General features: G+C 65.6%; 20 protein-coding genes. 8 read left to right on the top strand and 12 right to left on the bottom strand.

Annotated elements, in window-relative coordinates; genetic code table 11:
- Positions 1-16 precede the first annotated feature (16 nt).
- Positions 17-1267, bottom strand: coding sequence for an MFS transporter (locus EJ903_RS01150; protein ID WP_126611315.1), 1251 nt, complete (start codon positions 1265-1267; stop codon positions 17-19).
- A 108-nt stretch (positions 1268-1375) separates the two neighbouring features.
- On the bottom strand, positions 1376-2344 hold the full coding sequence (locus EJ903_RS01145; protein ID WP_246015063.1) for a LysR family transcriptional regulator: 969 nt from the start codon (positions 2342-2344) through the stop codon (positions 1376-1378).
- Between the two features lie 153 nt (positions 2345-2497).
- Here EJ903_RS01145 and EJ903_RS01140 point away from each other — a divergent pair, with 153 nt between their 5' ends.
- The 3 genes from EJ903_RS01140 (at position 2498) to ychF (ending at position 4974) form a co-directional block, all read left to right on the top strand.
- Complete coding sequence (locus tag EJ903_RS01140; RefSeq protein WP_126611313.1) at positions 2498-3091, top strand: 50S ribosomal protein L25/general stress protein Ctc; 594 nt, start codon at positions 2498-2500, stop codon at positions 3089-3091.
- A gap of 100 nt (positions 3092-3191) precedes the next feature.
- The gene (gene pth / locus EJ903_RS01135) at positions 3192-3764 is read left to right on the top strand and encodes an aminoacyl-tRNA hydrolase (RefSeq protein ID WP_126611311.1); all 573 of its coding nucleotides are present in this window, start codon (positions 3192-3194) and stop codon (positions 3762-3764) included.
- A 109-nt stretch (positions 3765-3873) separates the two neighbouring features.
- Positions 3874-4974 (top strand): redox-regulated ATPase YchF, encoded by a 1101-nt coding sequence (gene ychF, locus EJ903_RS01130; protein WP_126611309.1) that lies wholly within the window; start codon positions 3874-3876, stop codon positions 4972-4974.
- Between the two features lie 45 nt (positions 4975-5019).
- On the opposite strand, the gene EJ903_RS01125 is transcribed toward ychF, so the two are convergent.
- The 6 genes from EJ903_RS01125 to EJ903_RS01100 all read right to left on the bottom strand — a co-directional run bounded on the left by EJ903_RS01125 (position 5020) and on the right by EJ903_RS01100 (position 10781).
- Entirely contained in the window at positions 5020-5487 is a 468-nt protein-coding gene (locus tag EJ903_RS01125; protein WP_126611307.1) for an NUDIX hydrolase, read from the bottom strand.
- A gap of 40 nt (positions 5488-5527) precedes the next feature.
- Positions 5528-6274 (bottom strand): N-acetylmuramoyl-L-alanine amidase, encoded by a 747-nt coding sequence (locus EJ903_RS01120; protein ID WP_126611305.1) that lies wholly within the window; start codon positions 6272-6274, stop codon positions 5528-5530.
- 13 nt (positions 6275-6287) lie between these two features.
- On the bottom strand, positions 6288-7166 hold the full coding sequence (locus EJ903_RS01115) for a DMT family transporter (RefSeq protein WP_126611303.1): 879 nt from the start codon (positions 7164-7166) through the stop codon (positions 6288-6290).
- Positions 7163-8989, bottom strand: a complete 1827-nt coding sequence (locus tag EJ903_RS01110) for an ATP-binding cassette domain-containing protein (protein ID WP_126611301.1) — start codon at positions 8987-8989, stop codon at positions 7163-7165. The genes EJ903_RS01115 and EJ903_RS01110 overlap by 4 nt, the downstream gene beginning before the upstream one ends.
- Before the next feature lie 99 nt (positions 8990-9088).
- Positions 9089-9904: a hypothetical protein gene (locus EJ903_RS01105; protein WP_210211358.1), complete on the bottom strand. Its 816-nt coding sequence runs from the start codon at positions 9902-9904 to the stop codon at positions 9089-9091.
- A 97-nt stretch (positions 9905-10001) separates the two neighbouring features.
- On the bottom strand, positions 10002-10781 hold the full coding sequence (locus EJ903_RS01100) for a TerB family tellurite resistance protein (protein WP_126611299.1): 780 nt from the start codon (positions 10779-10781) through the stop codon (positions 10002-10004).
- Between the two features lie 277 nt (positions 10782-11058).
- On the opposite strand from EJ903_RS01100, the gene EJ903_RS01095 reads away from it, so the two are divergent.
- The gene (locus tag EJ903_RS01095) at positions 11059-11622 is read left to right on the top strand and encodes a GNAT family N-acetyltransferase (protein ID WP_126611297.1); all 564 of its coding nucleotides are present in this window, start codon (positions 11059-11061) and stop codon (positions 11620-11622) included.
- Positions 11623-11738: 116 nt separating this feature from the next.
- Positions 11739-15407: a hydantoinase B/oxoprolinase family protein gene (locus tag EJ903_RS01090; protein ID WP_126611295.1), complete on the top strand. Its 3669-nt coding sequence runs from the start codon at positions 11739-11741 to the stop codon at positions 15405-15407.
- Positions 15408-15490: 83 nt separating this feature from the next.
- Here EJ903_RS01090 and EJ903_RS01085 read toward each other — a convergent pair whose 3' ends face one another.
- Positions 15491-16786, bottom strand: a complete 1296-nt coding sequence (locus tag EJ903_RS01085; protein WP_377005696.1) for an ATP-binding protein — start codon at positions 16784-16786, stop codon at positions 15491-15493.
- Positions 16787-17235: 449 nt separating this feature from the next.
- Between EJ903_RS01085 and EJ903_RS01080 the strand changes: the two genes are divergently transcribed.
- Together EJ903_RS01080 and EJ903_RS01075 are read left to right on the top strand one after the other, a co-directional pair.
- Positions 17236-18639: an FAD-binding oxidoreductase gene (locus EJ903_RS01080; RefSeq protein WP_126611293.1), complete on the top strand. Its 1404-nt coding sequence runs from the start codon at positions 17236-17238 to the stop codon at positions 18637-18639.
- A gap of 218 nt (positions 18640-18857) precedes the next feature.
- Positions 18858-19118 carry a hypothetical protein gene (locus tag EJ903_RS01075; RefSeq protein ID WP_126611291.1) on the top strand — a complete coding sequence of 87 codons (261 nt, stop codon included), beginning with the start codon at positions 18858-18860 and terminating at the stop codon, positions 19116-19118.
- Positions 19119-19219: 101 nt separating this feature from the next.
- On the opposite strand, the gene EJ903_RS01070 is transcribed toward EJ903_RS01075, so the two are convergent.
- From EJ903_RS01070 to EJ903_RS01060, 3 genes are all read right to left on the bottom strand, one after another.
- A complete protein-coding gene (locus EJ903_RS01070; protein ID WP_126611289.1) occupies positions 19220-19597 on the bottom strand; it encodes a hypothetical protein in 378 nt (125 codons plus the stop codon).
- A 96-nt stretch (positions 19598-19693) separates the two neighbouring features.
- On the bottom strand, positions 19694-20218 hold the full coding sequence (locus tag EJ903_RS01065; RefSeq protein ID WP_126611287.1) for a GbsR/MarR family transcriptional regulator: 525 nt from the start codon (positions 20216-20218) through the stop codon (positions 19694-19696).
- Between the two features lie 129 nt (positions 20219-20347).
- Positions 20348-20815 carry a YaiI/YqxD family protein gene (locus tag EJ903_RS01060; RefSeq protein ID WP_126611285.1) on the bottom strand — a complete coding sequence of 156 codons (468 nt, stop codon included), beginning with the start codon at positions 20813-20815 and terminating at the stop codon, positions 20348-20350.
- A 137-nt stretch (positions 20816-20952) separates the two neighbouring features.
- On the opposite strand from EJ903_RS01060, the gene ettA reads away from it, so the two are divergent.
- On the top strand, positions 20953-22629 hold the full coding sequence (ettA, locus tag EJ903_RS01055) for an energy-dependent translational throttle protein EttA (protein WP_126611283.1): 1677 nt from the start codon (positions 20953-20955) through the stop codon (positions 22627-22629).
- The last annotated feature ends 57 nt before the right edge of the window (positions 22630-22686 follow it).

Below are 22686 nucleotides of genomic sequence, written 5' to 3'. Positions count from 1 at the left end.
TGGGCCGGGTCGGCGCTCAGGCCTTGGCGTCGGACGCGGCCAGCGACGGGGCCGGGCGCTCGACGATCGGCAGGTTGATCAGGGCGGCCCCCATCGCCAGCGCCACGCCCAGCCACCACACCACGTCATAGGACCCGGTGCGCTCGTACAGCACCCCGCCCAGCCACACGCCCAGGAAGCCGCCGACCTGATGGCTGAAAAAGGCAAAGCCGTACAGCGTGCCCATGTACCGCGTGCCGAACATCACCGCGACCAGCCCGGAGGTGGGCGGCACGGTGGACAGCCACAGCAGCCCCATGGCGGCGGCGTAGGCGATGACCGTGACCGGCGTGGTCGGCAGCAGCACAAAGGCCGCCGTCGCCACCCCGCGCAGGAAGTAGTTGCCGCACAGCAGATAGCGTTTGCTGACCTTCCCCGCCAACACGCCGGAGCTGTAGGAGCCGACGACGTTGAACAGCCCGATCAGCGCCAAGGCCCAGGCGGCCAGCGACGGGCTGATCCCGGCGGCGGTCAGATAGGGCGGCAGATGGGTGGTGATGAAGGCCAACTGGAACCCGCAGACGAAAAAGCCGACGACCAGCAGCACATAGCTGCGGTGCTGGAACGCCTGCCGCACCGCCGCGACATAGCCGACGTTGGCCCCGGTGACGGCGGGCGCGTTGGCCGCCGCCATGCCGCGCGGGCCGGGGAAGACGCAGGCCAGGGCGGGCGTCAGCAGCATGGCCGCCCCCAGCAGGACCAAGGCGGTCTGCCAGCCGAACCCGGCGATGAAGGCTTGCCCCATCGGCGCGAACAGGAATTGCCCCATCGACCCGGCGGCGGTGGCGATGCCGATGGACCAGGTCCGCTTTTCCGGCGGCAGCAGCCGGGTGAATCCGGCGATGACGATGCCAAAGGAGGCCCCGGACAGGCCCAGCCCGATCAGCACACCCGCCGTCAGATACAGCTCGACGCTGGTCTGGGCGTAGGGCATCAGCACCAGCCCGGCGGCGTAGAGCAGCCCGCCGCCCGCCAGCACCGGGGCCGGGCCGTACCGGTCGGTCAACGCCCCGGCGAAGGGGCCGCCCGCCCCCCACAGGATGTTTTGGATCGCCATCGCCAGCGCGAACACATCGCGGCCCCAGCCATGCGCGTCCGACAGCGGGCCGATGAACAGCCCCATGCTGGAACGCGGACCAAAGGCCAGCATCGAAATCAGACAGCCGCAGACGACGACCAGGGCGGGCGTCCGCCAGGAGGACGCCGTGGAGGTGGGGGTGGTGGTCAACGGAGTCTCTCCCCATGGTGGGACGGGCGGCGTGGTGTCGCCATGTTGGTCAGGATCAAACGATAGACCCGCGCCCGCAGCGCGACAAATTCATAAAGGGTCGCATTATCATTCCGCAGCGGAATACAGCAGTGGATCGGCAGCGGCGGGGGCCATCTGGGCGGTCAGGCTGCGTTCCAACCGGTCGAACACCGCGTTCAGCCGCCCGACCACCCGCGCCGTCACCAGCCAGACGGTGACGCTTGGCCGCAAATCCGGCGCGTCCACCGGCCGCACCCGCTCGGCCACGCGGTCGTCGCCCAGCAGCCGCAGGGGGGCCAGCCCGAACCCGATGCCGCGCGCCACCAACGACAGCAGCAGCGATTGGTCAAAGGACTCCACCGTCACGTTCGGCCGCTGCCCCAGCGGGGTCAGGGCCGCCGCCAGCGCGGTGCGATAGCGGCAGCCGTCGGGTTGCAGCACCCAGCCGACGCGGTTCATCGCCTCCAGGCTCCACGGCCCGGCGGCGGCGCGGGCGACCGACGCGATGACGCTGACCGGCTCGGTCCCCAGACGCTGGCAGGGCAGATCGTCGGGCGGGCTTTGCCCCTCGCACAGCAGAACCACGGCCCCGTCCAGGGCACCGCTGCGCACCTGCTCCATCAGCGGGGTGCTCCAATCGGCGTGCAGGCGGATGGTCAGGCCGGGGAAGGCGGCGCGCAGTTCGTCCAGCGGCGGCCCGGCGGTCAGCGTGGTCAACACATGCGCCATCCCCAATCGCAGCAGCCCCTGCGGATCGGCGGACCCGGCAAACGCGTCGGACAGGTCGGTGGCGGCGTTCAGGATGCGGCGGGCGTGGGCCAGGGCCAGGTCGCCGTCGCGCGTCAGGGTCAGCGGCTTGGTCTGGCGGTCGAACAGGGTCACGCCCAATTCGGCCTCCAACCGCTGGATCAGGCGCGAGACCGCCGATTGGGTCAGCCCCAGCCGCCGCCCGGCCTCCTGCACCGATTGCGCCTCCGCCACCGCGACGAAGGTGTGAATCTCGTTGAGCTTCATCGCCGACCGCTGCATGAAATCCCCCCCGTCCTTTTCGGTCATGGTGGACCGCTGGCCGCCGGGGTCAAGCGGTGGATTTGAAGGGCGCGCGCCGCGCCGCAGCCTCTTGACGGGTGGGCCGGGATGGCTTATGCACCGCGCCCATGCGTCGGCACCCCTGGAGGCCGGCGCGCTTTTCTTTTTGGAGCATCCGTCATGACCAAGATCATTCCGCTCGGCGCCGAAGGGCGCGAACGGGCCGGCAAGGGGACCGCCCGCCAAACCCGTCGCGATGGCCGCATTCCGGCCGTCATCTACGGTGGCAAGCAGGCTCCCCTGACCATTTCGCTCGAGAAGTTCGAGTTCACCCGCGTGCTGCATCAGCCGGGTTTCTTCACGCACCTGTACGACGTCACCGTTGACGGCGTCGCGCACCGCGTGCTGCCCCGCGATGTCCAGTTCCACCCGGTGACGGATTTCCCGCTGCACGTCGATTTCCTGCGCGTCACCAGCGACACCCGCATCGTCGTGCATGTCCCGGTTGAGTTCGTCAACCAGGACAAGTCGCCCGGCCTGAAGCGCGGCGGCGTGCTGAACATCGTTCACCACTCGCTCGACCTGGAATGCCCGGCGGACAACATCCCCGAGCACATCACCGTGTCGTGCGAGGGCTTCGACGTCGGCGCGTCGATCCACATCTCGGCGATCACGCTGCCGGAAGGCATCGTCTCCGTCTCGCACGAGCAGGATCTGACGATTGCGACCATCGTCGCCCCGTCGGGCCTGAAGTCGGAAGACAACGCCGCCTGATCGGCGACGTTTCCGCTTCGGTTGAGATCAAGGTGGGGGGCTTCGGCCCCCCGCTTTTGTTTGTGGAATCGGCATTCATTCAGGTGGGACGGCAGGGGCCATGCTTCTCTTGGTCGGATTGGGCAACCCGGGCGCGGAGTACGCGCGCAACCGCCACAACATCGGCTTCATGGCCGCCGAAACCATCGCCCGCCGCCACAATTTCAGCCCGTGGAGGAAGCGCTTCCAGGGCGTGACCGCCGAAGGCACGGTGGGCGGTGACAAGGTTCTGGCGCTGGAACCCGGCACCTTCATGAATCTGTCGGGCCAATCGGTGGTCGCGGCGCTGCAATTCTTCAAGCTGAAGCCCGAAAACGTCGTGGTCATCCATGACGAGCTGGATTTGCCCCCCGGCAAGATCCGGGTGAAGAAGGGCGGCGGCCATGGCGGCCACAACGGCCTGCGCTCCATCGACAGCCACATCGGCAAGGAGTATTGGCGCGTCCGGCTCGGCATCGGCCACCCGGGCAACAAGGATTTGGTCAGCGGCTATGTGCTGCACGACTTCGCCAAGGCCGATCAGGCCTGGATCGACCCGCTGCTGGACGCGGTGGCCGACGGGTTGCCGCTGCTGGTGGAGGGCCAGCCGGAAAACTTCATGAACAAGGTGACGCTGGCGACGGCGGGGCGCTGAGGGGCTGGGTGGCCTGGGTGGGCCGCCCGCCAAAGGGTTTGCGCTTTGCCCCCCAAAGTAGGATAAAGCGCGTCAATCCACGGTATTTTTGACGGCGAGCACCCACCCCATGGGCTTCAATTGCGGTATCGTCGGTCTGCCCAACGTTGGCAAATCGACCCTGTTCAACGCGCTGACCGCCACCCAGGCGGCCGAAGCGGCGAATTTCCCCTTCTGCACCAAGGAACCGAACGTTGGCCGCGTCAGCGTTCCCGATCCCCGGCTGGACAAGCTGGTGGTGATCGCCAAGTCGCAGAAGACGATTCCGACGCAGTTGGAGTTCGTGGACATCGCCGGTCTGATCCGGGGCGCGTCGAAGGGCGAAGGGCTGGGCAACCAGTTCCTCGCCAACATCCGCGAGGTCGATGCCATCGTCCATGTCCTGCGCTGCTTCGTGGACGACGACATCACCCACGTCGAGGGCGGCGTTGACCCGCTGCGCGACGCCGAGGTGGTCGAGACCGAGCTGATGCTCGCCGACATGGAAAGCCTGGAACGCCAGATCACCAACCTTCAGAAGAAGGCCAAGGGCGGCGACAAGGACAGCAAGATCAAGGCCGACCTGATGGAACGGGCGCTGAAGGTCCTGCAGGACGGCAAGCCCGCCCGCGTCGTGGAGCTGGACCCGGAAGAACGCCCGGTGTTCAAGCAGTTCATGCTGCTGACCGCCAAGCCGGTCCTGTATGTCTGCAACGTCGAGGAAGCCGCCGCCGCCACCGGCAACGCGTTTTCCGCCAAGGTGGCGGAAAAGGCCAAGGCGGAAGGGGCGGAAATGGTGGTGATCTCCGCCGCCATCGAATCGGAGGTCGCGCAGTTGAGCGACCCGGCGGAAAAGGCCGAATTCCTGGAATCGATGGGGCTGGAGGAAACCGGCCTGAACAAGCTGATCCGCGCCGGGTTCAAGCTGCTCGACCTCATCACCTTCTTCACCGTCGGCCCGAAGGAGGCGCGCGCCTGGACCGTGCGCCGCCACGCCAAGGCCCCGGAAGCGGCGGGCGTCATCCACACCGATTTCGAACGCGGCTTCATCCGCGCCGAAACCATCGATTACGACAGCTTCGTGACCTTGGGCGGCGAACAGGGGGCCAAGGACGCCGGAAAGATGCGTCAGGAAGGCAAGGAATACGTCGTCCAGGACGGCGACATCTTCCATTTCCGCTTCAACGTCTGATGATGCCGTCCCCTCCTCCGTCCGACCGGGCGGGGGAGGGGCGTGTTACCCCCGTCGCCGCGCGGTTGCGCGCTGTTCCGCCGACAGGGCGATGACGCGGCGGGTTTCGTCCCAGGGGACCAGCGCTCCGGCCTCCTCCACGCTGACCCAGCGGGCTTCAAGAGCGTCGTCGGCGCACACCGCCTCGCCGTCCGGGCATTCGGCCGACACCTCGACCAGCGTGTAATGATAGTGGACGCGGCCCTCCGCGTCGGGGGTGATGGCGTCCACCACGGTGATGATCCCGGTGGGCGTCACCGTCAGGCCGGTTTCCTCCCGCATCTCCCGCACCGCCGTTTCAAACACGGTCTCGCCGACGGTCTGCGCGCCGCCGGGCAAGCTCCATTGCCCCAGGCGCGGGGCCTTGCCCCGGCGGATCAACAGCACCTGGTCGCCGCGCCACGTCACCACCCCCACGCCCACCCACGGGCGGTCGGGGTATTCGCGGCTGGAACGGTCGGCGGCGTCGGTCATGGCAACACCTGTGTGGACGGGGAAGGGGCGGGGGCGGGCGTCAGCGGCCGGTTTGGCGCAGCAGGGCGCGCAGGCGGCGGATGGTCTCGGCGGTCGGCTGACCGGCGTCGGCGGGGGTGGCGAGCGCCTGCGGGTGGAAATGGCGCTGAAAGCTCAACAGCGCCCGTGGTTCCGCCGCGTTGTAGCCATAGCGGTCGAGCAGCGCGGCCACCGCCTCCGGGGGCAAGGCCGCATCGCCCGGCTGGCAATCGGCCTCGGTCGGCTGCGGCCACAGGCCGACGCCTTGGGCGGCCAGCCCCGGCCAATCGAACAGCTCCCCCGGATCCTCCTTGCGGGCCGGGGCCACGTCGCTGTGGCCCAGCACATCGGCGGGGGCGATGGCGTGGCGGGCGATGATGGCGCGGCAGAGGTCCGCCACCGCCGCCATCTGCGCGGCGGGGAAGGGGCGGTAGCCGAACTCGTGGCCGGGATTGACGATCTCCACCCCGATGGAGCGGCTGTTGACGTCGCCCCGGCCGCGCCAGTGCGACACCCCGGCGTGCCAGGCCCGCCGGTCCTCCGGCACATGGGCGTAGACGGTCCCGTCCTCGTCCACCGTGTAATGGGCGCTGACCTGCGCCGCCGGGTCGCACAGCCGGTCCAGCGCGTGGGCGGCGGTCGGCATCCCGGTGTAATGCAGGATCAACAGCTCCACCCGCCCGGCTTCCGCCCGTGTTCCGTCTTCCCGGGGGCCGTGGTTGGGGGACGGGCGGTCGATCCAGCGCGGGACGGGCGGAGCCTCGATCATGGCGGTATGGGCGTCAGGTCGGGTTGGTCACGGTTTCGCTGACCGTGCGCGGGCGGCGTTTCACGATGATCGCCACCCCGCCGATGGTCAACACGCCGCCGATGACCAGATTGATCGTCACCGGGTCGCCCATCAGCAGCACCCCCGCCGCCACGCCGAACACCGGCACGGTCAGCAGATAGGGCATGGTCTGGTTCACATCGTAACGCGCCAGCAGTGGATACCAGAAGCCATAGGCCAGGATGGTGACGGCCACCGCCATGTAGACGATGGAGGCCCAGCCGAGCCAACTGGCGTTCTGCACCGCCTCCACCTGCCCGGTTTCGAACAGCAGCGACAGGATGAGCAATTGCGGCATCGCCATCAGCGCCATCCAGCCGTTGACGGCAAAGCCGTTCACGGCACCGATCAACTTCATCTGGATGCTGGCGACGGCAAAGGCGAGGCTGGCGGCCAGCAGCATCGCCAGCGACTGCAGGGCGTTGCCCAGGCGCGGCTCTCCGGCGATCACCAGCACCCCGGCGAAGGCGGCGATCATGCCCACGCCACGCCGCCAGCCCAGCGCGTCCTTGAACACCACGGCGGCGAGCAGCGAGGAAAAGGGAACCTGCGCCTGCACGGCGAGCGAGGCGGTGGCGGCGTCGATGCCGTTCAACCCGTTGAACATCAGCGGAAAATGGATGCTGCCCAACGTCACCGACAGCAGCGCCACCGGCAGGATCTTCTCACGCGGGATGCGGAAGAAGGGGACGATCAGCACCGACACCAGGGCAAAACGCACCGCCATCAGGAACAGCGGCGGAAAATCATGCAGCGCCCATTTGGACACCACGAAGTTCAACCCCCACAGCGCCATGACCAGCAGCGCTTGCAGGGCGTGGATCAGGGTCATGATTTGCCGCCTTCCAACTCTTCGCGCAGGGCTTCCAACTCCAGCCACCGTTCTTCGGCGGCGGACAGGTCGGCCTGTTTGGCGTGAAGCTGTTCGCTGGTCTTCTGGAACTTGGCCGGGTTGCGGCTGAACAGGTCGGGGTCGGCCATGGCGCTTTCCAGCGCGGCGATCTCGGCGGACAGGCGGTCCATCCGGGTCGGCAGCTCGTCCAACTCGCGCTGGTCCTTGTAGCTCAGCTTGCCGCGCGGCTTGGCGGCGGCGGGCTGGGCGGGAGCGGCGGCCTTGGGCTTGGCCGACGCGGCGGGGGCGCGGGCCGGGCGCTGGGTCAGGTAATCGGAATAGCCACCGGCGTATTCGACGACCACGCCGTCGCCCTCCACCGCGATGGTGCTCGTCACCAGCCGGTCGAGGAAGTCACGGTCGTGGCTGACCAGCAGCAGCGTGCCTTGGTAATCGCCCAGCACGTCTTCCAGCAGATCCAGCGTGTCCATGTCGAGGTCGTTGGTCGGCTCGTCGAGGATCATCATGTTGCTGGGCTTGGCGAACAGCCGGGCCAACAGCAGCCGGTTGCGCTCCCCGCCCGACAGCGCCTTGACCGGGCTGTCCAACTGGCGGGTGTCGAACAGGAAATCCTTGATGTAACCGGCGACGTGGCGCGACTGGCCGTTCACCATGACAGCGTCGCCGCCGAAGGGGCAGAGCACCTTGCGGATGGTGTCCTCGGGATCCAGCCCGTCGCGGCGCTGGTCGAAATAGGCGGTGTCGAGGTTGGTGCCGAGCTTGATGGTGCCGGAATCCGGCTCGATCTGGCCGGTCAGCATCTTCAGCAGGGTGGATTTGCCCGCCCCGTTCGGCCCGATCAGACCCACGCGGTCGCCGCGCAGGATGCGGGTGGAGAAATCGCGGACGATGGTCTTCACGCCGCTGTCGGAGGCGAATTGCTTGGTGATGCCGGTCGCCTCGATCACCAGCCGCCCGCCGCGTTCGGCCTCGGCGATCGCCAGCTTGGCCTGCTGGCCGCCCTGGATCCGCTCGGCCCGATCGTCGCGCAGGGCGTAGAGGTTGCGCACGCGGCCCATGTTGCGGGTGCGCCGGGCGGAAATGCCCTCGCGCATCCATTTGGTTTCGGCCTCGATCTTGCGGTCGAGCTTGTGGGCGGCGGCCTCTTCGGCCTCGAACACCTCGGCCTGCCAGGTTTCGAATTCGGAAAAGCCGCGATCGGTCGCCCGCACGGTCCCGCGATCCAGCCACAGGGTGCGCTTGGCCAACCGGTTGAGGAAGCTGCGGTCGTGGGAAATCAGCAGCAGGCCGCCGCGATAGGCCAACAGCTCCTCTTCCAACCATTCGATGGTCGGCAAATCCAGATGGTTGGTCGGCTCGTCCAGCAGCATGACGTCGGGGTTGCCGACCAGGGTGCGGGCCAGCGCGGTGCGGCGCGATTCCCCGCCCGACAGGGTGCGCGGGTCGCGGTCGCCCGCCACCTGCAAGCGGTCCAGCACGGCGTCCACCCGGTGCGCCTCGTCCTGCTCGTCGGCGGGCAGACCCTGGACGACGTAATCATGCACGGTGGCGCAGCCGGTGAAGTCCGGTTCCTGCGGCAGATAGGCGATGCGGGCACCGGGCTGGACGAACAGCGCGCCGGAATCGGGCAGGATCTGGCCCGCCAGCACCTTCAGCAGCGTCGATTTGCCCGAGCCGTTGCGCCCGACCAGACAGATGCGCTCGCCGCGCCCGATGGACACGTCGATGCTCTCGAACAGCGGACGGCCGCCAAAGGTGACGGAAACGCCCTGAAGGGCCGTGATGGGAGCGGGAGGAGCCATGGACCGTTCGTGCGCCGGACTGCGGAAGGGAAGACCGGCGTTATAGCGCGGTCCTCCCCCATCCGGCGACGGTCAATTGCGCCGGGTCCGGGTTGCGCGTCAGGCGGTTGGCGGGGCGGCGGGGGCCACCTGCTTTTCCTGCATCTTGAAGCCGAAATAGGTCCCGTTGCTGATGCCGGTCAGCGCCAGCAGGTTGGCCGACAGCTCCGGCATCGCCCGGTTGTGCGCCACCTCGAACAGGAAGGACAGGCCCAGGACGATGGTCCAGATCAGCAATTGCAGCCGGGCGATGTTGTAGCCGTGCAGATCGGTCAACAGATCGGTCAGCACCCCTTGGGAGGGCGGGTAAATCTCCGCCACGCAGGAGGCCATCATCGCCGTGTCGGGCGGGCTGGCGGCGGCGGCGGTCCGGTAATTCGCGCAATGTTTGGCGCGTTCGGCCCCGTCGTCGTCCGGCTTGGTGCTGGGCCGGTTGTCCTGGGTGGCGGCAAGGACGGAGGTGCCGCCGACGATTCCCATCAGCGCCATCGCCCCGGTCGAAATCGTGTCCATCGAGCCGGTGATCGGCAACAGCCAGGTGTAGGAGGCGGCGACCACCCCGCTCCACCACAGGAGTTGAAAGCGCGACAGGCTGTAGGGGGCGACATAACCCGCAGGCATCGGCACATCGGGGACCAGCGTCACCGGATCGCGCCCGAAGCGGCGGAAGAAGGCCAGCACGAACAGCCCGCCGACCAGCGCGGCGAGCACCACCGGCAGCGTGAGGTTGACGGCGGCGCTGTTCACCGTGGCGGCAGCGGTGGCGGCGGTGCTTTGCGCCCAGGCCAGCGCGGGCAAGCCGGTCAACAGCCCCGCCAACAGCCCGCACCCAACCCACTGTTTGACCATCCGGCCCCCGGCAATTTGGCGTGCCATTCCATGCCCCTCCCCATCCTGATCCGACGGTCAGGGTACGTCAGATAACGGGAGAATCCGCAAGCGGAATCGCGGATGAGTCGCGGTGCCAGGAGGATCACGCGATGGCGGGCGCGCCTTCCCGCAGCTTCTTGATGCGGTCGTAGGCGGCGTTGATGAGGGCGAGCTTGTGGGTGGCCTGATCGACGAACTCCTGCGGCAGGCCCTGCGCCACCAGCAGGTCCGGGTGGTGTTCGCGCACCAGACGGCGATGGGCGGCCTTGATCGCCGCGTCGTCGGCGTCGCGGGCCACGCCCAACACCTGATAGGGGTCGGCCTCCGTCGCTTGGCCCGCCCGGTGATGACCGGCGATGATGCGTTCGAACTCGGCGTCGCTGAAGCCGAAGATTCCGGCGACGGCGTGCAGATAGGCGACCTCGGTCTCGTGCAGTTCGTCGTCGGCCTCGGCGATCATCAGCAGGCTGTCGAGCAGTTCCTCCAGCACCGCATGCCGGTCCTCGAACAGCGCGGCGATCTGGCGGGCGTATTCCTCAAAACCGTGGGTGTCGCGGCGGGCCAGATCGAAGACGCGCCCGACATTCTCCATCTCCTCCGGTGGCACGCGGAACAGGCGTTTGAAGGTGTCCACCTCCACCCGTTTCACCACCCCGTCGGCCCGCGCCATTTTGGCCGACAGCGCGATGACGCCGATGGTGAAGGCGATGGATTGGGTGGCCGCCGCTGTGGCGTCCTCCGCGCTGGCCGGGGCGGTCGGTTCGCACCCGTCGCTCATCCGCCGGTCCACCGCGTGCCCGGCCAACGCGCCCAGCAACGCGCCCAGCGGGCCGCCGATGGCAAAGCCCGCAGCGCCGCCCAGAATCTTGCCCCAGATGCTCATCGCCGTGATCCGCCATAGGAAGTGAAGCCCCAGCATAAGGGCTTGATGACGTTGGGCCAACTGTGGCGGTGCCGCCACAGCGCGTTTGTGTTCGGTTCCGCGCCTTTCGATGATCGCTTGCGATCATCTTCGAATGGTTTATGCTGCAACGCAACAAAGACATCGGATCCGCACCACCGCTCTGGCGCTGGTGAGGTCGATCCGTTTGGGACGCGCGCTGTTCGATGCGGTTTTGCAATTTGAAAACCTTCAATTCGAAAACCGTTGAGTGAACGCCATGACTGTCATCCGCAAGATCCTGCCGACCGAACGGTCGCTCTACCGGGCGCATCTTCTTCGCTTGGATCGCGCCGACCGTTACGCCCGCTTCACCGGCACCCTGTCGGACGAGTCGGTGGCCCGCCACTGCGCAGGCCTGGACTGGAGCCGCACGATCCTGATCGGGGCCTTTCTGAACGGCGAACTGCGCGCGGCGGTGGAGCTGTGCAGCGACCGCATCCTCTGGCCGAACGAGGCCGAGTTCGGCGTCAGCGTGGAAAAGGAGCTGCAAGGGCAGGGGATCGGCAGCATCCTGATCCGCCGCGCCCTGACGGTGGCGCGCAACCGCTCCATCGGCCGGGTCCACATCCAATGCCTGGCCGAGAATGTGCGGATGCGGGCGCTGGCCCGCCGATTCGGCGGACGGGCAACCCTGGAGTGCGGCGAAATCGCCGCCAGCTTCGACCTGCCGCCGCCCAACCAATTCTCCTACGCGCTCGAAGCGCTGGAAGATGGGGCGGGGGCGTTCAACTCCCTGCTGGCCAGCTTCGCCAGCGGCGCAACCGACCGCGTGGCGGCCTGATCGGCCCGCGAAATCCGCTCGCACCCGCATCAAGCCGTTGACGTTGGCCGCCGGATGGCGAAACTCCGGCGGCGAGCGTGGCATGTCCGCCGCGCCGGGCCAGCGTGGGTGCGAGCATGGACGGAAACAAGCGTGACGGTGTGGATCAGAACGGCGCGGCCCCGGTCGGGAAGGCACGCTGGCAATTCTGGATCGACCGTGGCGGCACCTTCACCGACATCGTCGCCCGCCGCCCCGACGGATCGGTTGTCACCCACAAGCTGCTGTCCGACAACCCGGAGCGCTACGCCGACGCCGCCGTCCAGGGTGTGCGCGACCTTTTGGGGCTGAAGCCCGGCGATCCCCTGCCGGTGGAGGCGGTGGAGGCCATCAAGATGGGGACCACCGTCGCCACCAACGCCCTGTTGGAGCGCAAGGGGGAACCCACCGTCCTGGTCATCACCGAAGGGTTCGGCGATCAGCTCCGCATCGGCCATCAGGCCCGGCCCAAGATTTTCGCCCGCCGCATCCAACTGCCCGAACAGCTCTACGCCCGCGTTGTCGAAGCGCCCGAACGGGTGATGGCCGACGGCCGGGTGCTGAAGCCCATCGACCTGCACGTTGTCCGCCGGGGGCTGGAGGAGGCGTTCAGCGCGGGCTACCGCGCCGCCGCCATCGTGCTGATGCACGGCTACCGCTACCCCGAGCATGAACGTCAGGTCGCCTCGCTGGCCCGTGCGGTCGGCTTCACGCAGGTGTCGGTCAGCCATCAGGTCAGCCCGCTGATGAAGCTGGTCGGGCGCGGCGACACCACGGTTGCCGACGCCTATCTGTCGCCCATCCTGCGCCGCTACGTCGACCGGCTGGCGGGCGATCTCAGCGGCCCGGCCGGGGCGATTCCGCTGATGTTCATGCAGTCCAACGGCGGCCTGACCGACGCGGCGCGGTTCCAGGGCAAGGACGCCATCCTGTCCGGCCCGGCGGGCGGCGTGGTCGGCGCGGTGCGCACGGCGCGGATGGCCGGGTTCGACAAGGTCATCGGCTTCGACATGGGCGGAACCTCGACCGACGTGTCGCACTACGCCGGGGAGTATGAACGCGCCTTCGACACCATCGTCGCCGGGGTGCGGGTGCGCGCGCCGATGATGAACATCCACACGGTGGCGGCGGGCGGCGGCTCGCTCTGCGTCTTCGACGGCACCCGCTTCCGCGTCGGTCCGGACAGCGCCGGGGCCAACCCCGGCCCGGCCTGCTACCGGCGTGGCGGCCCGCTGACCGTCACCGACTGCAACGTGATGGTGGGCAAGCTGCAACCGCGCTTCTTCCCCCACGTTTTCGGCCCCACCGGCGACCAGCCATTGGACGCCGAGGTGGTGAAGGCCCGCTTCACCGAACTGGCCGCCACAGTGAACGCCAAGCTGGGAACCAGCATGACGCCCAAGCAGGTGGCGGAAGGCTTCCTGCGGGTGGCGGTGGACAACATGGCCAACGCCATCAAGAAAATCTCGGTGGAGCGCGGCCACGACGTCACCGGCTACACGCTGAACGGTTTTGGCGGCGCGGCGGGGCAGCATGTCTGCGCCGTGGCCGACGCGCTGGGCATGACGCGCGTCTTCCTGCACCCGCAGGCGGGCGTTTTGTCGGCCTATGGCATCGGGCTGGCCGACATCGTCGCCATCCGCGAACGCGCCATCGAAGGCCCGTTGAGCGACGCGGTGGTCGATCGCCTGACCCTGCTGTTCACCGATCTGGAGTCCGAGGGCCGTGCCGAACTGGCGCGCCAGGGCGTGGCCCCGGAACGCCAACTGATCCACCGCCGCGTCAACATCAAGGCGTCGGGGTCGGACACCACCTTGGCGGTTCCCTTCGGGTCGCGCGTGGTGATGGCGGCGGCGTTCGAAACGGCGCACCGCCAGCGCTACGGCTTCCTCACCCCCGGTTCGGCGCTGGAGGTCGAATCGGTGACGCTGGAGGCGGTGGGCCGCACCGACGCGCCCGACGATCCCGACGTGACCAGCACCACCGGCGCGCTGCCGCGCCGTCTGGCCACGGTGACGCTGCACACCGGCGGCAAGGACCGCGAGGCCCCGCTGTACGACCGCGCCCAGTTGCAGCCCGGCAACCGCATCGTCGGCCCGGCGGTGCTGGCCGAGGCGGTCGCCACCACGGTGATCGAGCCGGGCTGGATCGCCGAGGTGACGCGCAAGAACCACCTTGTCCTCACCCGGCTGGAGCCGGTCAACCAGCGCCTGTCCGCCGGGACCAAGGTCGATCCGGTGACGCTGGAGGTGTTCAACAACCTGTTCATGTCCATCGCCGAACGGATGGGGGTGACGCTGGAAAAGACCGCGCGGTCGGTGAACATCAAGGAGCGGCTGGATTTCTCCTGCGCCCTGTTCGACCGCGACGGCGGGCTGATCGCCAACGCCCCGCACATGCCGGTGCATCTGGGGTCGATGGGCGAAAGCGTGCGCGCGGTGAAGGAGCGGCGCAACGGTGTCTTCGCGCCGGGCGAGGTCTTCGCGCTCAACGATCCCTATCATGGCGGCACCCATCTGCCCGACATCACCGTCGTCTCGCCGGTGTTTGACGAGGCCGGGCGGGAGCTGCTGTTCTTCGTCGCCTCGCGCGGGCATCACGCCGACATCGGCGGCATCACCCCCGGCTCGATGCCGCCCGACAGCCTGACCATCGCCGACGAGGGCGTGCTGTTCGATTGCGTGCCGCTGGTCGAGAACGGCCAGTTCCGCGAGGCCGCCCTGTTGGAGCTGCTGAAGTCCGGGGCCTATCCGGCGCGCAACCCGGCGCAGAACATCGGCGACCTCAAGGCGCAGATCGCCGCGAACGAGCAGGGCGCGCGCGACCTGCACCGCATCGTCCGCCTGCACGGCCTGCCGACGGTCAACGCCTACATGCGCCACGTCCAGGACAACGCGGAGGAGCAGGTGCGCCGCGCCATCGGCGTGCTGCGCGATGGGGCCTTTGCCGTGTCGCTCGACAACGGGGCGACGATCAAGGTGATCGTGTCCATCGACCGCAGCAAACGGTCGGCCAAGGTCGATTTCACCGGGACCAGCGCGCAACTGCCGAACAACTTCAACGCCCCGTCGGCGGTCTGCCGGGCGGCGGTGCTCTATGTCTTCCGCACCCTGGTGGACGACGACATCCCGATGAACGAGGGTTGTTTGCGCCCCATCGAGATCGTCATCCCCGAAAATTCGATGCTGGCCCCGAAGCCGCCCGCCGCCGTGGTCGCGGGCAACGTCGAAACCAGCCAGTGCATCGTCGATGCCCTGTTCGGCGCGCTGCGGGTCATGGCCTCGGCCCAGGGGACGATGAACAACCTGACCTTCGGCAACCAGTGGCACCAGTATTACGAAACCATCTGCGGTGGGGCCGGGGCGGGCAACGGCTTTGACGGGGCCGACGCGGTGCAGACCCACATGACCAACTCGCGCCTGACCGATCCGGAGGTGCTGGAATGGCGCTTCCCGGTGCTGGTCGAAAGCTTCCGCATCCGGCGCGGGTCGGGCGGTGGCGGGCGCTGGCGCGGCGGCGACGGGGTGGTGCGCCGCCTGCGCTTCCTGGAGCCGATGACCGCCGCCATCCTGTCCAACCGCCGCCGCGTCGCCCCCTTCGGCCTCAGCGGCGGCATGGACGGGGCGGTGGGCCGCACCTGGCTGCTGCGCGCCGACGGCGCGGTGCAGGAACTCGCCCCGCAGGACCGCGTGGCGGTGCTGACCGGCGACGCGTTGGTGGTGGAAACGCCGGGCGGCGGTGGCTACGGCGACGTGATGGCGTCCTGATCGAATATAGAGCTAGCGTGGTATCAGATTAGAGATCTGATACCACGCCTCCTATCAATTTTTGACGACAATTGCACAGTGCATTATTGGTTGGGCGTGTTTTCTATCAATCTCCACGCTGCAGCGTTTCCTCTCTTTTCTGGTACCCGCTCAATTAAATTCTGATCTCGCAACCTATAAAAAACTTCCTTCATTTGATTTTCTGAATGAATGCCGGTTAGTTCACGCGCTGTTCTGTTTTTTATAATTCCGTTTGATTTCAGGTAATCAAGAACAAGCTCTTCTGGGGAAGCTAGAGGGGTATGGGAAATCACGACCTTCACATAATTTCCACTCTCAGTTAGAACGGGGGCTGTTAACCTCCATTCTTTCATTTTTTGGAAGGCGGTGTTTAATCCTTCTCCAAGATCTTTGTTGGGAGGTGTTTTGTACCTTGCTAGCGTGCGAACAATTTTGGGGTTTCGGCTGTATCGAACATCAAGATAGTTATTAATGTTTACAAATCCAGGGAGTTTTCCTGGGCTTATAACTTCTATTCTATTTTGATATATAACGACATGAACGTCGTCTGCAATAGAGTAATCCCTATGAATAATGGCATTGACTAAAATTTCCCAAATGGCCTCTGGTGGGTATGACACTTTTTCCATTCCATTGGCCGTTATGATGCTTATGCTTGACATGATTGTTGATACTTCTTCGGCAGTTTTGTGTGCTAGTTCGTAAAGCGGCCCAGTCAAGGTAATATTTTTCTTGAGATGCTCTCTCTCGGGCTTTTCAAGTTTTGTATCGTAAAAAACAACTTTCACACCACATCGCTTTGGGAAAACTGCTTGAGGAGCATCGGAAAATAAAAGAACGCCAGCGCAGTTTGGACAGAAAGTTCTCCGATTAACCAATCCCTCGTTTACTGAGAATGCAAGGGCTTCCTGAGGTGGAGAAATTTCGCTAACAAATTTTTTCATCTGGTCAGATTCAACAATCTCCTCAGGTTCAACGCCGTTAAGCAGGCTGCTTTCATAGCTCACAGCGCCCTTGGCAAATGCAAGGGCTGTAATTGCCTGAGGATCCGTTACAGGAAGTGATTGTGCTCCTACTCTTTGATAAACATTGCTATCGCTCCGCTTTGCAACTTCAGACGACTTGTCGACAAAAACCCTAAGAACAATACCATTCATTCCATTTGCGGTCAAAAATTCATGTCGGAAGTCAAGTGTTGGGTTAAGATTAAACAATGACTGAAGGTGGCCATTGAAAGACTCTATAGATATTGCTCCGCACCATCTTTTACTTTTGATTGGTTCTTGGGAGTCATCGGCTATTCCAATAACAAACTCCCCTCCATCGGAGTTTGCAAATGCCACTGCTATTTTTTGAATTCCTCTTCCGTCTATTTCAATTTTTTTCTGTCAAATAAATCGCTCTCTTGTTTTGAGCAAAGATTCAGGGCATCTTCATAAGAGATATTCAGTAAGCTTGGCAATTTTATCTCCGTGAAAGTATTGAATTATTTTGTTTTGGTTCCGTTTGATGTTAGGTGAATAACTTCATGCTCACGCCAAGATCGTGTTCCTTTGATAAATTTTTAGCCGCATTGGACGATGAGTCTGACTGTTTTGAATGCATATGATGCTCGCTCCGCCTTTTGAAATTGCATATGTCGGTACAAAGACATCATAAAGCCTTTGGAAAATCTAGCCCCGCCGCATCCCACCCCTGCGTTGCCGGTGTCTTGCCAGCGGCTTGGCCGACGCCGTAGCCTTCCTTGGTCATAGCAACAAACCCATCCGCAGCATCCCATCAGCCGACACCGGGGAGGACACCGCCCATGACCGCCATCGCCACCACCCAGCCGCGCGCGGCGCTGACCGACGACGCGCGGGCCGAGTTGACGGCGCTGCTGGGCGACCGGTTCAGCATTTCGGGGCCGGTGCGTGACCATCACGGCAAGGACGAGTCCTATCACACGCCCTGTCCGCCCGATGGCGTGGCCTTCGCGCGCTCGACCGAGGAGGTCAGCGCCATCGTTACCATCTGCGCCAAGCACAAGCTGCCGATCATCCCCTTTGGCACCGGCACGTCGCTGGAGGGCGGCATCGCCGCGCTGCACGGCGGCATCACCATCGACCTGTCGGGCATGGACCGCATCCTGCGCGTCAGCCCGGAGGATCTGGACGTCACCGTTCAGGCGGGCGTGACCCGCAAGCGGTTGAACGAGCATTTGCGCGACACCGGCCTGTTCTTCCCCATCGATCCGGGGGCCGACGCCTCGCTGGGCGGCATGGCGGCGACGCGGGCCAGCGGGACCAACGCCGTGCGGTACGGGACCATGCGCGAGAATGTGCTGGGGCTGACCGTGGTGCTGGCCGATGGCCGCATCATCAAGACCGGTGGGCGGGCGCGCAAATCGGCGGCGGGCTATGACCTGACCCGGCTGTTCGTCGGCTCCGAAGGCACGCTGGGCATCATCACCGAGGTGACGCTGAAGCTCTACGGCATCCCGGAGGCGATCTCGTCGGCGGTTTGCGCCTTCCAGGACATTCGCGGTGCGGTCAACACGGTGATCCAGACCATCCAGGTCGGCATCCCGGTCGCCCGCATCGAGCTGTTGGACGAGGTCCAGATGGACGCAGTCAACAAATACTCCAAATTGAGCTACGCCGTCGCCCCGACCCTGTTCTTCGAATTCCACGGCACCGCAGCCGGGGTGCAGGAGCAGGCGGAGATGGCCGCCGCCATCGCGCAGGAGCATGGCGGGATGGAGTTCGCCTGGGCGACGCGTCCCGAGGACCGTTCCCGCCTGTGGCAGGCCCGGCACGATGGCTATTACGCCGCGCTGGCGCTGCGTCCGGGGTCGAAGGGTTGGCCGACCGACGTCTGCGTGCCGATTTCGCGTCTGGCCGACTGCATCCTGGAAACCAAGAAGGACTTGGCCGAGTCGAACATGCTGGCCCCGATGGTCGGCCATGTCGGCGATGGCAATTTCCACCTCGTCTACGTCATCGATCCCGACAAGCCGGAGGAGATGGCCGAGGCCCAGCGCCTGAACGACCGCATGGTCTCCCGCGCGCTGGCGATGGGCGGCACCTGCACCGGCGAGCACGGCATCGGTTACGGCAAGATGGCCTTCCTGGAGCAGGAGGCGGGCGACGCCTTCGCCGTGATGGGCGACGTCAAGCGCGCGCTCGACCCGCACAATCTGCTCAACCCTGGCAAGGTCGTTCGCGTCTGACCGGGCGCAGTCCGTTGCGTGCAAGGGGGGTGACTCACCCCCCCCCTGCGGCCTCATGTCTCAGGCGAAGCGGCGCAAGAAAGCTGCGGGAAACCCTGATTGAGCGAAATTAAGCGATTGAAGCGATGGGATTATCAAGGCACCGTGGGGAAACCGTGCGCCGGTCGCGGAGCTGTGCCAGCACCCGACCGGCCCCAAAACCCAGGGGGAGATTCGCCATGAAGTCTGTCGCCATCGCTCTGTTCTCGCTTGGTGTGCTGTGCATGGGCGGGATCGCCCAGGCCGACGACAACGCGAAATGGGTCGCCCAGTGCCAGAAGGACAATGCCGACGCCAAGGTGTCGCCGGACGTCGTGACCAAATACTGCACCTGCATGAACAACAAGATGAGCGACAACGAAACCCGCTCCATCACCGAATGGGAAAAGGCGAATCCTGAATCCCGCAAGGCCTGCGAAAAGGAAGCGGGTTGGTTGTGAACCCGCCCTTGCGGGCTGTTGGATGATGGGTGTTTGACGAATCGCATGGCCCGGACGGCGTCGTCCGGGCCATGCGCGTTTGACGCATCAGAACGCCCGCATCACAGCGCCGGGGGAGCCTTGTCTTTCTGGCACGGCGGGGCGGCGTTGCGGGCGCGCAGCACGCGGGCGGGCGACAGGCCGCGCCCCAGCAGCAACAGCGTGATTCCCAGAAACAGGCCAGACCAGAACAGGCAGCGTTCCACCAGCAGCCCGGCGTTGGCGTCGCTTTCGGGGTAGGCCAGGACGAAGCAGGTCCCCAGGACGGAGGCCAGAACGGTCAGTACGCCGCAATAGCGCGCCCAGAAATGGCCGTGATCCGCGCCGCCGCTGATGTCGGCGGCCAGCGCCGACAGCGGGCGGAGGAGGGTGGCGGCGATCAGGCCGCCGCTTCCCGCCGCAAGGCCCAGGGCCAGAAGGGTGTTCGGGGCGAGGGACATGGCAACCTCCATTTCAGACAGTTGTTTCTGTACAGACAGAAATTTCAAGGCGTGGATCGGCGCGTTGATTGGCCGGATGCCCGGAGTGGGGGACGGTCAGCGCTTCAGGAAGCCGACGATCTTGGCCCCGACATGGACGATGTTCTGCAAGGTGGAGCGCGGCAGTCGCTTCATCTGATCGTACCAGCCGGACATGTCCTCCATGAAGGTCAGCATGCTGGTCATCCGCGCCTTGATCTCGGGATCGATGCGGGGGTCGGCGTCGGCCTCGGCGGTGCAGGCGCGCAGCATGGCGATGGCCGGGTCGATCTCCCGTTTTTTCCGTTCCTCCGCGATCAGCAGCAGGATCGACCAGGGGTCGGTCTCCGCCCGGAAATGATCGCGGCGGTCGCCCATGACGTGGACGACGGAGACCAGACCGTAGCTCTGAAGCTCGCGGATGCTGGTGCTGACGTTCGACCGGGCGATGGACAGGATCTCCGTGATCTCGTCCGCCGGAAGCGGCTGGGGGGACAGATAGAGCAGGGCGTGAATTTGGGCGACGGAGCGGTTGACGCCCCAGCGCGTGCCCATCTCCCCCCAATGAAGGACAAAGCGCTCCATGGTTGGAGTCAGGATCATCGCGGCCTCGTGTGGTTCGGTCTGATTGTGGTTTGGTCTGTAATTTCTGTTAACTCAGAAATTACAGAAAGCACGCTCCGCCGTCAAGGGGATTTGCGGATGGTGGACCACCGATCAACGGCGTGTCGGTCAGCGGAACTTTGGCCGCCGCCCGGCCTTCAGCGCCTGCACCGCCTGATCCAGCGCTTGCAGGAATTTGGATTTGTCCTGCTGGGTCATCGGGGCGTTGCCGCCGCTGACCACGCCCATGTCGCGCAAATCCTGCATCAGGGCGCGGGTGGCGAGCGCCGAACCGACGCTGTCGGGGGTGAAGGGCCGCCCGGTCGGGCCGATCACCACGGCGTCGCGCTTCACGCAGCGGTCGGCCAGCGGGATGTCGGCGGTGACGACGATGTCGGTCGGCCCGGCGTGTTCGGCGATCCAGTTGTCGGCGGCGTCGAACCCGTCGCTGACCACCACCAGTTCGGCCACGCAATCCGTCGGCAGCCGCAGCGGGCTGTTGGCGACCAGCCAGACCTTGCAGCCGGTGCGCCCGGCGACGCGGTAGATCTCGGCCTTCACCGGGCAGGCGTCGGCGTCCACATAAATCTCGACCACGGATGCGTCCTCCGGCTGTGGCTGGCTGTCAACATGGTTCCGTCCCGCGCCCTTATGCGCTAAAACCGGAGCCGAGCGAAGCGCAGCCGCGTGGCGACGCTTTTTTCTTTTCCCCGGTGCAAAGGTCGGAGTGGCGCATGGCGTCCTATCAGTATGTTTACGTCATGAAGGACCTGACCAAGGTCTATCCAGGCGGCAAGAAGACGCTTGACGGCGTGTGGCTCTCCTTCCTGCCGGGCGTGAAGATCGGCGTTCTCGGCGTCAACGGCGCGGGCAAGTCCACGCTGCTGAAGATCATGGCCGGGATCGACAAGGATTTTTCGGGCGAGGCCTGGGCCGCCGAGGGGGCCAAGGTCGGCTATCTGCCGCAGGAACCGCAGCTCGATCCGACCAAGACCGTGCAGGAAAATGTCCTGGAGGCGTTGGCCGACACCAAGGCGCTGCTGGACCGGTTCAACGCCGTGTCGGAACTGATGGCCGACCCCGACGCCGATTTCGACGCGCTGCTGGCCGAACAGGCCGAGTTGCAGGAAAAGATCGACCACGCCGACGCCTGGGACCTGGATCGCACCGTGGAAATCGCCATGGACGCCCTGCGCTGCCCGCCCGGCGATTCCACCGTGGACAAGCTGTCGGGCGGTGAAAAGCGCCGCGTCGCGCTGTGCCGCCTGCTGCTGGAAAAGCCCGACCTGCTGCTGCTCGACGAACCGACCAACCACCTCGACGCCGAATCGGTGGCGTGGCTGCAAAAGCATCTGGAAGACTACAAGGGGACCGTCGTCCTCGTCACCCACGACCGTTACTTCCTCGACAACGTGACCGGCTGGATCCTGGAACTGGATCGCGGTGCGGGCATCCCGTATGAGGGCAATTACTCCTCCTGGCTGGAGCAGAAGCAAAAGCGCCTGGAGCAGGAAGGCCGTCAGGAGGAGTCGCGCCAGAAGCAGTTGGCCACGGAACTGGAATGGATTCGCCAGTCGCCGCGCGCCCGTCAGGCCAAGAGCAAGGCCCGCATCTCCGCCTACGAAACCCTGTTGGCCGAAAGCGCCAAGGAGACGGCGGGCGAGACCAAGATCGTCATCCCGACCCCGCCGCGCCTGGGCAATCTGGTCATCGAGGCCGAAGGCATTTCCAAGGGCTTTGCCGACCGCCTGCTGATCGACAATCTGTCCTTCCGCCTGCCGCCCGGCGGCATCGTCGGCGTCATCGGCCCGAACGGGGCCGGCAAGACCACGCTGTTCCGCATGATCACCGGCGGTGAAGGGCCGGATGGCGGTGCCTTCCGCGTCGGCGACACGGTGAAGCTGGGCTACGTCGACCAAAGCCGCGATTCGCTCGATCCGAAAAAGACGGTGTGGGAGGAAATCTCCGACGGTCTGGACGTGATCGAACTGGGCAAGAAGACCATGCCCAGCCGCGCCTATGTCTCCAGCTTCAATTTCCGGGGGCCGGACCAGCAGAAGAAGGTCGGGCAACTGTCGGGCGGTGAGCGCAACCGCGTCCACCTCGCCAAGATGCTGAAGTCCGGTGCCAACGTCCTGCTGCTCGACGAACCGACCAACGATCTGGACGTTGACACCCTGCGCGCGTTGGAAGACGCGTTGGAAGGCTTCGCGGGCTGCGCCGTGGTCATCAGCCACGATCGCTGGTTCCTCGACCGCATCGCCACCCACATCCTGGCCTTCGAGGGCGACAGCCACGTCGAATGGTTCGAAGGCAACTTCCAGGATTACGAAGCCGACAAGAAGCGCCGCCTGGGCGCGGAGGCCGACCAGCCCCACCGCATCAAGTACAAGCCGCTGGTTCGCGGCTGACGGCTGTGACACCCTGACGGGCAACGCCCCTTCCTCCATCCGGGGGAAGGGGCGTTG

This window comes from Azospirillum griseum (assembly GCF_003966125.1).
Classification (GTDB): Bacteria; Pseudomonadota; Alphaproteobacteria; order Azospirillales; family Azospirillaceae; genus Azospirillum; species Azospirillum griseum.
The sequence above is the reverse complement of the archived record's forward strand: the minus strand, read 5'-3'. Positions and strand labels throughout refer to the sequence as shown.